The organism is Arthrobacter sp. TJ-58 (genome assembly GCF_058269295.1).
The window spans coordinates 1227288-1239513 of the sequence record NZ_JBZCNM010000001.1; the positions used below are offsets into that span (position 1 = coordinate 1227288).

A 12226-nucleotide genomic window follows, 5' to 3' on the forward strand; every position below is an offset into this window, starting at 1 on the left:
AACGCCGTAAGCTCTGCTTTATGCCAGTGACTCGCAGCACAGCCGCGTCTCGACACGGGATGCATGCCGTCCCAGCGGATCCCTCCACAGTGGAGCGGCTCAAAGACAACATCGGGAAACTATCCACCGCCACCCTGAAGCAGCTGAACCTTTCGCTGCCCTGGTACCGGGGGCTCCGGCCTGACGAACGCTCGGCCCTGGGCATGGTGGCACAGAAGGGCATTGCCTCGTTTGTGAACTGGTATGAGCGCCCGGCCTCCCCCGCCTGGGTGCTCAGCGACGTTTTCGGCACCGCCCCCACCGAGCTGACCCGCTCCATCAGCCTGCAGAAAGCACTGCAGCTGATCCGGGTGGTGGTCCAGGTGGTCGAAGACCTCGTGCCGGAGCTGGCTGAGGACAACGTCCAGGGCCCCTTGCGCGAGGCCGTGCTGCGTTACTCCCGCGAAGTGGCTTTCGCCGCTGCGGATGTCTACGCCCGTGCTGCCGAAACACGCGGTTCCTGGGACACGCGGCTCGAGGCCCTGGTGGTGGACGCCATCCTGCGCGGGGAGAGTTCCGATGCCCTGCGCTCCCGTATTGCGGCGGTGGGCTGGACCTCCACAGCGCCGATCACCGTGATGGTGGGAAGCTCGCCGTCGGACACCAATGCCTCCTTCGTCAACGAGCTGCGCCGCGCCACTGCACGGCTGAGCGAGGACGCCCTGGTGGGAATCCAGGGCGAACGCCTCATCCTCGTGCTGGGCGGCATGGATGACAGCGCCGGCTCCTACACCCGCCTGGCCGAGCTTTTTGGGCCGGGACCGGTGGTGTACGGACCGCGGGCGGATTCCCTGGTGGAAGCCGGACCGTCAGCCCAGGCCGCCTTCGCCGGCCTCACGGCAGCCCGCGCCTGGCCGGCTGCACCGCGCCCCGTCGCCGCCGACGACCTGTGGCCCGAGCGGGTCATGTCCGGGGACGACACCGCCCGGAAAGCTCTGGTGCGCAGCATTTACCGGCCGCTGCTGGGCGCATCCAACGGCTTGGCAGAAACACTCTCGGCTTACCTGTCCCTGGGCCATTCACTGGAGGCGACGGCCCGTGAACTCTTTGTCCATGCCAACACGGTCCGGTACCGGCTGCGGCGTGTCTGCGACGTCACCGGCTGGGATCCGATGCTCCCGCGGGAGGCCTTCGTGCTGCAAACCGCCCTGGTGGTCGGCCGGCTCTCCCCGCCCGGAAAAACCGTCCCGGAACGTCCCGCAACCCGTCCGTAATTGAGTTGCATCGCTTCTCCGCCCTTGTAGACTTCCTACAACGCCTCACCGGGAGCTTGGTGCACGCAAACACCCGGTAACCGCCCCTCTCTTTGGAAAGCTTGATAAGTGCTCGCAATTGTCTGCCCCGGCCAGGGGTCCCAAACGCCAGGTTTCCTTTCTCCGTGGCTTGAACTGCCCGGAGTTCGGGAACACCTCGAATCGCTCAGCGCCATTGCAGGCCTGGACCTGATCGCCCACGGCACGGTCTCCGATGAGGAGACCATCAAGGACACCGCCGTGGCCCAGCCGCTGATCGTCGCTGCGGGACTGATGGCTGCGCGCCTGCTGGTGGACCCGGAGGCGCTCACAGCGTCCACCGTTGTGGCCGGGCACTCCGTCGGTGAGATCACCGCCTCGGCCCTGGCCGGCGCACTCACCGAACCCGACGCCCTCATCTTTGTCCGCGAACGCGCCAATGCCATGGCACGGGCGGCCGCCGAGACACCCACCGGCATGAGCGCCGTCCTGGGCGGGGATCCCGAGGAAGTGGCCGCCGTCCTGGCAGCCGCCGGCCTCACCGCCGCCAACGCCAACGGAGGCGGGCAGACCGTCGCCGCCGGCACCCTGGACCAACTCGCCGCTCTTGCCTCCGCTCCGCCGGCCAAGGCCCGCGTCATCCCGCTGAAGGTTGCCGGTGCTTTCCACACCACTCACATGGCTCCCGCCGTCAGCGTTCTGGAGAACCTCCGTCCGCAGCTGCGTCCCGCCGCGCCCCGGCCCACTCTGCTTTCAAACTACGACGGCGCCGCCGTCGTTTCCGGCGAAGCCAACCTGGACAGCCTGATCAGCCAGGTTTCCCGGCCGGTCCGCTGGGACCTGTGCATGGAATCCATGGCAGCCATGGGCGTGACCGGCATGCTGGAACTGCCGCCGGCCGGTACGCTCACCGGGCTGGCCCGCCGCGGCCTCAAGGGCCTGCCGACGCTGGCCCTGAAGTCCCCCGAAGATCTCGACGCCGCCCGGGAGTTCATTGCCGAACACTCCCCCGCGTCCGCCGCAGCAACAGCAGCAACCACCACCGGAGAAGGTAACGCGTGAGCACGCCCACCCTGAAGCAGTCCCCCGTCCACGAATTCAGCCGCATTCACGGCATTGGCGCATTCCGTCCCGACGTCATCGTCAGCAACGAAGACGTGTGCCAGTGGATCGATTCCTCCGATGAATGGATCCGCCAGCGGACCGGGATCATCACCCGGCACCGTGCGGACAAGGGAACCTCTGTTGTCGACATGGCCGAAGCTGCCGGACGCGACGCCCTGCAGAGCGCCGGCATCGACGGCTCCCAGCTTGGCGCCGTCATCGTCTCCACCGTGACCCACCCCTTTGCCACCCCGTCAGCGGCCGCCGAAATCGCGCATCTGCTCGGCGCCGCGCCCGCCCCGGCCTATGATGTATCCGCCGCCTGTGCCGGCTACTGCTACGGCGTTGCCCAGGCGGACGCACTGGTGCGCTCCGGCGCGGCCGAGTATGTGCTGGTCATCGGTGTGGAGAAGCTCTCCGACTTCATTGACAACACCGAGCGCACCATCTCCTTCCTGCTCGGTGACGGAGCCGGCGCCGTCGTTGTCGGTCCGTCTGATTCTGCGGGCATCGGCCCGTCCGTCTGGGGCTCCGACGGCAGCAAGTCCAGCACCATCGGCATGACGCACTCCATGCTGGACATCCGCGAACTGTCCCTGGCCGCCGAAGCTGAAGGCAACACCGTTGGCGTGGCCGAGGTTGCCGAGCGCGACACCAAGCTGTGGCCCACCCTGCGCCAGGACGGCCAGAGCGTGTTCCGCTGGGCCGTCTGGGAAATGGCGAAGGTTGCCCAGCGCGCCCTCGACGCCGCCGGCGTCACCGCAGAGGACCTCGGCGCCTTTGTTCCGCACCAGGCCAACATGCGCATCATCGATGAAATGGCCAAGCAGCTGAAACTGCCCGAGTCAGTGATCATCGCCCGCGACATCGCCGACGCCGGCAACACCTCGGCAGCCTCGATCCCGCTGGCTACGCACCGCCTGCTCAAGGAAAACCCCGAGCTCAGCGGCAAGCTGTCCCTCCAGATCGGCTTCGGCGCGGGCCTCGTCTTCGGCGCGCAGGTTATCGTTCTTCCGTAACCTGTCCGCCCCACACACCACACCGCTATGCGGTTGGACCATCCACGCCGGTTTATACCGGTACCACGAGAAAAAAGGAGCCACCATGGCTAGCAACGAAGAAATCCTGGCCGGCCTCGCCGAGATCGTCAACGAAGAGACGGGCCTGGCCCCCGAATCCGTCGAGCTGGACAAGTCCTTCACCGACGACCTGGACATCGACTCCATCTCCATGATGACGATCGTCGTCAACGCCGAAGAGAAGTTCGGCGTGCGCATCCCGGACGAAGAGGTCAAGAACCTGAAGACCGTCGGCGACGCCGTGGACTTCATTTCCAAAGCTCAGGCGTAATCCGCCGGCGGCCGCTGCCTTCCCGGCGGCGGCCGCCGAGTCAGCGCATGTATTTCCAGCACCACCAACGTCTTTCGAGAGAGTGAATCATGGCCCGCAAAGTAGTCATCACCGGCCTGGGTGCCACTACGCCCATCGGCGGAGATGTTCCCACCATGTGGAGGAACGCGCTCAAAGGTGTCGCCGGCGCCCGAACCCTCGAAGACGATTGGGTCGCCCAGTACAGCCTCCCCGTAACCTTCGCCGCCCGGGTCTCCACTCCCGCCACCGAGGTCCTGTCCCGTGTCGAAGCCAAGCGCATGGATCCGTCCACCCAGTTTGCGGTGGTGTCCGCCCGCGAAGCCTGGGCCGACTCCGGCATTGAGGACGTGGACCACGACCGCCTGGCCGTTTCGTTTGCCACCGGAATCGGCGGCGTCTGGACCCTGCTGGACGCCTGGGACACCCTGCGTGAAAAGGGACCCCGCCGCGTCCTGCCCATGACCGTTCCCATGCTGATGCCCAACGGCCCCGCCGCCGCCGTCAGCCTGGATCTGGGCGCCCGCGCCGGCGCCCACACCCCTGTTTCCGCCTGTGCCTCCGGCACGGAAGCCCTGCACCAGGGCCTGGAGCTGATCCGCTCCGGCAAGGCCGACGTCGTCGTCTGCGGCGGCGCCGAAGCCGCCATCCACCCGATGCCGCTTGCCGCCTTCGCCTCCATGCAGGCGCTGTCCAAGCGCAACGATGATCCCGAACGCGCCTCACGCCCCTATGACAAGGACCGCGACGGTTTTGTCATGGGTGAAGGTGCCGGCGCCCTGGTGCTGGAAGCCGAAGAGCACGCTCTGGCCCGCGGCGCCCGCATCTACGCCGAACTGGCCGGCACGGCAGTCACCGCTGACGCCTACCACATCACCGCCCCCGACCCCGAGGGCCTGGGCGCCACCCGCGCGCTGAAGGCCGCCCTGTACGACGCCCGCGCGCAGGCCGAGGACGTAGTGCACGTCAATGCACACGCCACCTCCACTCCTGTGGGCGACAAGCCGGAATACACCGCCCTGAAGTCCGCTCTGGGATCCCATGTGGACAACGTGGCCGTATCAGCCACCAAATCCCAGACCGGCCACCTGCTCGGTGCCTCCGGCGCTGTGGAAGCGGTCATGACCGCCATGGCCGTCTTCGACCGCCAGGCTCCGGCCACCATCAACCTGGACAATCAGGATCCGGAAATCCCGCTCGACGTCGTCACGTCCGCGCGGTCCCTTCCCGGCGGCGACATTGTGGTCCTGAGCAATTCGTTTGGATTCGGCGGGCACAACGCAGTCATCGCTCTGCGCAGCTACTAGTACCCGGCGCTGCTAATAGTCCGACAAAAAGCCGCGGCGGTTTCCTTCCGGAAACTGCCGCGGCTTTTGTTGTTGCTGCTGTGCGGGATCTTTGAATATGTCGCTTAGCCCACCTGATGCAGCCAGCGGACGTTTGCGCCGTCAGCGGCGTGCCTGAACGGCTCCAATTCGTCATCCCAAGCCTCGCCCAGGGCGAGGGAAAGCTCGTGGTACACCGCCGAGGGATCCCCGGCACCGTTCTCATAGGCGTAGCGGATGCGGTCCTCCGAAACCATGATGTTGCCGTGCACATCGGTGGTGGCGTGGAAGATCCCCAGTTCGGGCGTGTGGCACCAGCGGCTGCCGTCGGCACCGGCGCTTTGGTCTTCAGTGACTTCGTAGCGCAGGTGCGCCCAGCCGCGCAGAGCGGAAGCCAGCAGCGAGCCGGTGCCCTGAGCACCGGTCCATTCCAGTTCCGTGCGCAGCATTCCCGGGGCAGCCGGCTGAGGGGTCCACTTTAGATCCGTTCGCTTTTCCACGACGGATCCAATGGCCCACTCAATATGGGGGCACAACGCAGACGGGGCGGAGTGTATGAACAACACGCCGTGAGCCATCACAACAGACATTCCATCCTCCATAGGTATAGGTACGTCTTCCCCAACGACCTGCTACCCGAGCGAAATTCTTCTGCTTTGCTGACCTCTTTACGGACTGCGCTTAGTTTTCTCGGCTAATATTTTCCTGTTCCCTTGAGACTCTCATCCGGTACAGACTTAGCCTTATTGTGCCGCAAGTTAACTAATTGCGCCAATAAAATTGTGGGCATCACACATGCCCTCCGGCGTCTGGACCTGATAAGCCGTGATCCCGGGTTCGGGACCTTCGGGCAACGGAACCTGTCCGCTGCCGCTGGCCTCGCCCGCTTCAGGCCCGGGGATGGGCCTGCTGGTAACTGGCCTTCAGCCGGTCCACCGAGACGTGCGTGTACAGCTGAGTAGTGGCCAGCGATGAATGACCCAGAATTTCCTGGACGGCCCGCAGGTCCGCACCTCCGTCAAGCAGATGGGTTGCCGCCGAATGCCGCAGTGCGTGGGGCCCCGTTGCCCCGGTGTCGCCCAGCGCCTCGAAGAGCCCGGCAACCACCGACCGCACCTGCCGCTGGTCCACCCGCCTGCCCCGCTGGCCAAGGAACAGAGCCGGGCCGCTGTCGGCGTTGGCCAGGGCCGGCCGGCCGCGGCGCAGCCAGTCGTCTACTGCGGCAGCCGCGGGCTGCCCGTACGGAACGGTCCGTTCCTTGTTCCCCTTGCCGATCACCGTCAGCGTCCTGCGCTCCGAATTCAGATCATCAACATCCAGGCCGGTGAGCTCCCCAACCCGGATCCCGGTGGCATAAAGAAGTTCCACCAGGGCCCGGTTACGGACCGCCAACGGGTCACCCTCAGCCGCAGCTTCTGCGAGCGCTTCGAAAAGCTCGCCCACCTGCCCTGCCCGGAGTACCGACGGCAGCGTCTTTTCCCGCTTCGGCGCACGTAGCCGCAGCGCCGGGTCGGTGCTGATAAGTTCCTCTCGCAGCGCCCAGCCGGTGAAGCTGCGGGCGGTTGCTGCGCGCCGGGCCAGGGTGGACCGGGCCAGGCCGGCGGCGCTGAGTTCACCCAACCAGCCGCGCAGCACCCCCAGGTCGATCCCGTCCAGTGTGCGCACTCCCCCGGCCAGCGCATGGTTCAGCAACTGGGCAACGTCGCCCTCGTATGCCCGGACCGTATGGTCCGACCGTCCCCGTTCGCTGGACAGGTAGCGGCTGAAACCGCGCAGTGCCTTGCTGAATTCGTTTGGCCAAGCCGGGGCCGCAGCCACGGACTCCGCGTCTGCCGTCGGCCGTCGGGCTTTGCCCGAACCGGTGCCGGCGTTTACAGCTTGATCAATGTTTGAGGGTGTCACCCCTTTACTGTCCTCGCTTCATCCCCCGTCCTCAAGCAGGCACACCGGCAGCAGCGGCACACTGAACGCGCAGTGCCGCGGTGCTTTCCGCACCCTCGTGCTCCAGCAGAAACCGTTTCGAGTCGATGCCGGCGGAATAACCGGTCAGTGAGCCGCGTGATCCAACCACGCGGTGCGTGGGAATGACAATGTTCAAAGGGTTCCGCGAAAGGGCGGCCCCCACGCTGCGCGCCTTCGCAGCGTCCCCCAACCGGATCGCCAGCTCCTTGTAACTGCACGTCTGGCCGTAGGGGATGGCGGACACCTCGGCCCACACCCTGCGCTGGAACTGGGTCCCCTTGGCCTCCAGGTCCAGTTCGAAGCAGCAGCGGCGGCCGGCAAAATACTGGCTGAGTTGAAGCTCAGCCTCTTCAAAGCCGTCTTCCACAATGCGGCCCAGCCCGTGGTCCGCAGCCGGATCGGGCACCCCGGGGAAAACTGCGCACAGGGCTCCCTCCTCAGAGGCGAGGGTGAAGATGCCCAGGGGTGTAACGACGCTTTTATGTATACGCACGATGGTTCCTAACTGTGGGGATGAAACGTGGAGGGGCGGGATATGGGAGGGGACGCGGACGGTCCCGGAGGGCTTCTGCAGCCGCCCGCTCCGTCCCGGCTGCCGCTCATGTGCGGCTCCTTCGCCACGTCCCCTGTCCGTCCCGGGCCGCGAGATCTTCGAGCTCCAAGCGCGCCAGGCCTGCCCGGACGGATGAAACCGAAAGCCCGGCAACGGAGGCGAGCTTTTCCACGGGTGATCCGGTGCGCAGCGGAAGAGCGTCAAGGAGAAGCATGTCTTCGATCGTCAGGCCGTCATGCACGGCCCGTGGACTTTCATGAGCAGTCCCTGCCGCCGCGTCTGTTGCACCCATGGGGCCGCCCAGTTCAATAACTTCGGCTGCGTCCGTCACGCACACGGCGCTGCCGTCCCGCAACAGACGGTGGCAGCCTGCCGAGTTGGCCGAATATACCGACCCGGGAACCGCTCCCACTTCGCGCCCCAGCACCGCAGCGTGGTGCGCAGTATTCAATGCCCCGGACCGCCAGCGCGCTTCAACGACAACCGTCACGGCACCAAGGGCCGCGATGATCCTGTTACGCTGCAGAAACCTCCAGCGGGTGGGCGAAGAACCGGGCGGAACTTCGGACAGGAGCAGACCGCAGCGGGCCACTTCGCGAAGGAGGTCCTCGTTCCCGGCCGGGTAATAGCGGTCAACACCGCCGGCCATCACGGCGATAGTGGGAATGTGTTCGGCGCCGCCGGTCGCCAGCGCCGCACGGTGGGCCTGGGCATCTATGCCGTACGCCCCGCCGGACACCACCGTCCATCCCCTGGTCACGAGACCTGCTGCAATGTCACCGGCCACCGACGCTCCGTACCCCGTGCTGTCGCGGGAGCCGACCACGGCGGCCGTTCGGCGGAGTTCGGGGATGCCTCGGTTGAGGTTCCCTCTGGTCCACAAGCACAGAGGCATCCCCAGCTCCAGTCCGCGCAGCGCCTCCGGCCAGCGGGGGTCCTCGGGAATCAGCAGCTCTCCGCCCAGCCGTGCAACCGTGGCGAGATCACGTTCAGGAGATAAATCCTGCACCCGTGGTGCCCAGCGTTCCAGGGCAGAAGCGACGCTGTTGCCGGATGCGGGAATACCGAAAGCGGCCAGCACTTCCGTTACCTCCCGGGACAGGCCGGCCCCGGCACGGACGCTGCCCGTGGCCACCCGAAGCGCATCCACCGGTCCGGCGGCCGCTACGAGTGCCAAACCAACGTTGTCCGAAGGTTCGAAGACCCGGGACAGGGCGGCCCGGGTCAGCAGCTGTTCCATCCGGGGACTGTTCACGCTGCTGCCCCCTGCTGCCGGAATCCCAGTGCCTGCCCCACGTCGTCTGCGTCCGGCGTCGTATGGCCCGTGAGGTCGGCAATGCTCCAGGCCACCCGGAGCACCCTGTCGTATCCCCGGGCCGTCAGTGTTTGCCGCTCCATGGCACGGTCCAGTGAGGCGGTGGCTCGCGGTGCCGCGCGCAGGGGGCCCCGCAGCAAGTTCCCTGCCACCTCCGCGTTGGCCTCATACCCCCACTTCTTCAACCGCTGGTGCTGGACCCTGCGCGCTTCCGCCACCCGGCCGGCGATATCCGCGCTTGGTTCGGCGGTGCCGTCACCTGCCAGTTCCCGCAGGGAGACCCGCTGTACGGTCAGCTGCAAATCCACGCGGTCCAGAAGCGGTCCGGAGAGCCTGCTGAAGTAGCGCCGGCGCTGCTGCGGAGTGCAGGTGCATTCAATTCCCTTCCCCGAGGCCAGTCCGCAGGGACAGGGGTTGGCTGCCAGGACAAGTTGGAACCGCGCCGGATAGGAGGCTGTTCCTGCGGCCCGGTGCAGATCAACTTTTCCGCTTTCCAGCGGCTGGCGCAGGGCATCCAGGACCCGCCTGTCGTATTCGGGTGCTTCATCGAGGAAGAGCACGCCGCGGTGGGCCCGGGAAGCTGCCCCTGGACGGGCGATGCCCGAGCCGCCGCCGATGATGGCTGCCGAGGACGCTGTGTGGTGGGGACTCTCGAAGGGCGGACGCCGCAGCAGCTGGGAACACGGACGCCCGCCCCATACCAGGGAGTGGATGGCCGTGACTTCCATGGCGTGTGCGTCGGAAAGACCGGGGAGCAGCCCGGGAAGGCGCTCCGCCAGCATCGTCTTTCCCGCGCCGGGCGGCCCCGTCATCAGGAGGTGATGGGCGCCGGCAGCGGCCACTTCCACGGCAAATCGAGCCTCCGACTGCCCTGCGACATCAGCCATGTCGCGGGCGGGGACCGGCACCGCAGGCGGCTCATCGTCAGCGGCGCCCGCCTCCTCTCCCGGAGCCTGCGGAGGGAACAGGAGCCGGTCCGGATCCGCCCCGAGGAAGGCTGCCACTTCTGCGAGTGATCCAAAGCCGTTGACCGCGGCGCCCGGAACAAGGGAGGCTTCAGCGGCGTTGGCTTCGGCGACGGTGATCTCCGGATACCCCGCGTCCACAGCTGCCATGACGGCGGGCAGGATTCCACGCACCGGCCGAAGCCTGCCGTCCAGTCCCAGCTCTGCGATGAATACGCGGCGGCCGCTGCACCTGATGTCTCCCGAAGCGGCAAGAGCCGCCATCACAATGGCCAGGTCGAACCCGGAGCCGCGCTTGTGGACATCCGCCGGCATCAGATTCACGGTAATCCTGCGGCGGCTCAGCGGCAGGCCGGAGTTTTTAGCTGCTGACCGGACCCGGTCCTTGGCCTCGTTCAGGGAGGCATCCGGCAGCCCCAAAAGGACAAATGAGGGCAACGACTGCCCGATGTCCGCTTCAACCTCCACCACGCGGCCGTCCAATCCCATGAGCCCCACCCCGTAGGTTCGCCCCAGCGTCACAGTGCCACTTCCTTCAGGTGTTCGATCACCGGGTTGCCGGCGCCGTCGTCCACAACCGAGACGGCATCCACCCGAAACGAGGCATACTGCCGTCCCTGCGCTTTCCGCCATTTACCGGCCAGAAGGTACAGCCGGGCGAGTTTCTCCGGAGTGATGGCCTCAAGGGGATGGCCGTAGTCGAGGGAGGACCGTGTTTTCACCTCCACGATCACCAGCGTGCCGTGGTCAATGCCCACCAGGTCGATTTCCCCTTCGGGGCACCGCCAGTTGCGGTCTATCACTTCAATTCCGGCTGCCGCCAGATAGGTGGCGGCGAGCTGCTCGCCGTGCCGGCCCAGGGTGTCTTTGGCTTTCATGCAGCCACACTCGCCGAGGACAGACCTGTCCGGCACCCCCGGCCCAGCCGGTGTGGAGAAGCATTACTCCTGCCCGGTGCCGCTGCCGTCCTGTGGAGGACACAGTAACCGGTTGGCAGGGAACCGGTTAGAGGGATCCCTTACAGGTCAGGCAGTTCCGGGGTAGACCACCGGCATGGACTCCAGCCGGACGGGTGCAGGGGTAATGCTGCGCCCCGTCTGCAACAAGCCGTCGGATGGAACGTCCTGCCTGCGCTGCGGCGCGGGAAGGGTACCGGTAAACCCGCGGGCCAACGTGATGTGGGGGCGCAGCCGCGAGGAAAACATGAAGTTGGGATCCTCAGCGGTAAAGGCCGGGACGTCGGTGATCCCGCAGGCATTCAGGAACGTCTCCAGTGCTGCGTAGGCCAGGGTGTGGGAGTGGAGGAGCGCTGCGGAGGGAAAGTATTCCAGGACCAGTGTCCGTCCGTGCCGGCCGAACCGCGACAAAACGGCCGGCTCCAGCAGCACGGGCTGCTGCGGCATGGCGGCTTCGGTCTCAGCGACGTAGCCGGCCAGGAGCTCTTCGTATTCCTCCCGGGAGATGTCCGCCGCGGCCGAAATGAGGGCATACACATCCCGGACTTTCCCGAAGTGGATCAGTGTCAGGTGGACCTGCCGCTCGGGGATCCACCGGGGTGCGCCGCCGTCGTTCACCTCCGGACGGGCTGCCAGGTCCTGCTGCAGTTCCCGAAGATGCTCCAGCGACTCAGCGTCCGGACGCAGCTGCGCATAGAGTCTGCGGTTGCCGGCGAGATAACCGGCCAGCGGCGAGTCGGAAAGCACCATTGGAGCAGTTTAGGAGATGCCGCTCACACCTGCACTAGGGTGGAGCCATGCCTTTCGCCATTCCGGTCCTGTCGGACCGCTTCCTCACCCTGCGGCCCCACCGGGAAGCCGACATCGACCCCGTCCTCGCCCGGTCGGTGGACCCGCGGACACGGCAGTGGACCACCGTCCCCCTGGACTACACGCGGGAGATGGCCGCGGACTACGTGGCGGCGATTTCCGTTCCGCAGGAGGCGGAGATTTCCTGGGCGCTGGAGGCGGACGGTTCCTACGCCGGAACCCTTGACCTGCGCTTCCAGGGGGCCAACTCGGGAAATCTGGGTTTCGTCACCGCCCCGGAATACCGCGGCCGGCGGCTCATGTCCCGTGCCGTGGGTCTGGCCGTTGCCCACGCCTTTGACGATCTGGGCTGGGACGTGGTCACGTGGTCCGCCAATGCGGGCAACGTCGGCAGCTACAAGACGGTGTGGCGCAACGGGTTTCCGCCGCCGATTGCCGTTCCCCATTTTCTGGCGCACCGGGGAAGGATGGTTGAAGGCTGGGTCTCCAGTCTCGCTGCCGGGGATCCGCGGTCCCCGTCGGGTGCGTGGGCGCAGTGGGAGGACGTCGCCGCCCGCCTGCCGGAGGCAACCAGCCCGCTGCTCAAGCCGTAGGCGG

General features: G+C 66.6%; 13 protein-coding genes. 6 read left to right on the forward strand and 7 right to left on the reverse strand.

All coding sequences use genetic code 11. The annotated features are described in order from the left end of the window. The first annotated feature begins 59 nt into the window (after nucleotides 1-59). The 5 genes from AC4D2W_RS05695 to fabF all read left to right on the forward strand — a co-directional run bounded on the left by AC4D2W_RS05695 (nucleotide 60) and on the right by fabF (nucleotide 5050). Nucleotides 60-1253 (forward strand): PucR family transcriptional regulator, encoded by a 1194-nt coding sequence (locus AC4D2W_RS05695; protein WP_490925907.1) that lies wholly within the window; start codon nucleotides 60-62, stop codon nucleotides 1251-1253. A 108-nt stretch (nucleotides 1254-1361) separates the two neighbouring features. After that, nucleotides 1362-2333: an ACP S-malonyltransferase gene (locus AC4D2W_RS05700; protein ID WP_490925908.1), complete on the forward strand. Its 972-nt coding sequence runs from the start codon at nucleotides 1362-1364 to the stop codon at nucleotides 2331-2333. Next, nucleotides 2330-3394 carry a beta-ketoacyl-ACP synthase III gene (locus tag AC4D2W_RS05705; protein ID WP_490925909.1) on the forward strand — a complete coding sequence of 355 codons (1065 nt, stop codon included), beginning with the start codon at nucleotides 2330-2332 and terminating at the stop codon, nucleotides 3392-3394. The genes AC4D2W_RS05700 and AC4D2W_RS05705 overlap by 4 nt, the downstream gene beginning before the upstream one ends. Nucleotides 3395-3479: 85 nt before the next feature. Beyond that, nucleotides 3480-3725: an acyl carrier protein gene (locus tag AC4D2W_RS05710; protein ID WP_104053860.1), complete on the forward strand. Its 246-nt coding sequence runs from the start codon at nucleotides 3480-3482 to the stop codon at nucleotides 3723-3725. Nucleotides 3726-3814: 89 nt separating this feature from the next. After that, nucleotides 3815-5050, forward strand: a complete 1236-nt coding sequence (fabF, locus tag AC4D2W_RS05715; protein WP_490925911.1) for a beta-ketoacyl-ACP synthase II — start codon at nucleotides 3815-3817, stop codon at nucleotides 5048-5050. 104 nt (nucleotides 5051-5154) lie between these two features. On the opposite strand, the gene AC4D2W_RS05720 is transcribed toward fabF, so the two are convergent. From AC4D2W_RS05720 to AC4D2W_RS05750, 7 genes are all read right to left on the reverse strand, one after another. Then, nucleotides 5155-5658 (reverse strand): DUF3145 domain-containing protein, encoded by a 504-nt coding sequence (locus tag AC4D2W_RS05720; RefSeq protein WP_490925912.1) that lies wholly within the window; start codon nucleotides 5656-5658, stop codon nucleotides 5155-5157. A gap of 298 nt (nucleotides 5659-5956) precedes the next feature. Then, complete coding sequence (locus AC4D2W_RS05725) at nucleotides 5957-6886, reverse strand: tyrosine recombinase XerC (protein ID WP_490926031.1); 930 nt, start codon at nucleotides 6884-6886, stop codon at nucleotides 5957-5959. 115 nt (nucleotides 6887-7001) lie between these two features. Further along, entirely contained in the window at nucleotides 7002-7523 is a 522-nt protein-coding gene (locus tag AC4D2W_RS05730; protein ID WP_490925914.1) for a methylated-DNA--[protein]-cysteine S-methyltransferase, read from the reverse strand. A gap of 106 nt (nucleotides 7524-7629) precedes the next feature. Beyond that, nucleotides 7630-8823: a DNA-processing protein DprA gene (dprA, locus tag AC4D2W_RS05735; protein ID WP_490926033.1), complete on the reverse strand. Its 1194-nt coding sequence runs from the start codon at nucleotides 8821-8823 to the stop codon at nucleotides 7630-7632. 11 nt (nucleotides 8824-8834) lie between these two features. After that, complete coding sequence (locus tag AC4D2W_RS05740; RefSeq protein WP_490925915.1) at nucleotides 8835-10385, reverse strand: YifB family Mg chelatase-like AAA ATPase; 1551 nt, start codon at nucleotides 10383-10385, stop codon at nucleotides 8835-8837. After that, nucleotides 10382-10741, reverse strand: a complete 360-nt coding sequence (locus tag AC4D2W_RS05745; protein ID WP_490925916.1) for a YraN family protein — start codon at nucleotides 10739-10741, stop codon at nucleotides 10382-10384. The genes AC4D2W_RS05740 and AC4D2W_RS05745 overlap by 4 nt, the downstream gene beginning before the upstream one ends. 147 nt (nucleotides 10742-10888) lie before the next feature. Continuing rightward, the gene (locus AC4D2W_RS05750) at nucleotides 10889-11569 is read right to left on the reverse strand and encodes a 2'-5' RNA ligase family protein (protein WP_490925917.1); all 681 of its coding nucleotides are present in this window, start codon (nucleotides 11567-11569) and stop codon (nucleotides 10889-10891) included. 47 nt (nucleotides 11570-11616) lie between these two features. Here AC4D2W_RS05750 and AC4D2W_RS05755 point away from each other — a divergent pair, with 47 nt between their 5' ends. Continuing rightward, nucleotides 11617-12222 carry a GNAT family N-acetyltransferase gene (locus tag AC4D2W_RS05755; RefSeq protein WP_490925918.1) on the forward strand — a complete coding sequence of 202 codons (606 nt, stop codon included), beginning with the start codon at nucleotides 11617-11619 and terminating at the stop codon, nucleotides 12220-12222. The last annotated feature ends 4 nt before the right edge of the window (nucleotides 12223-12226 follow it).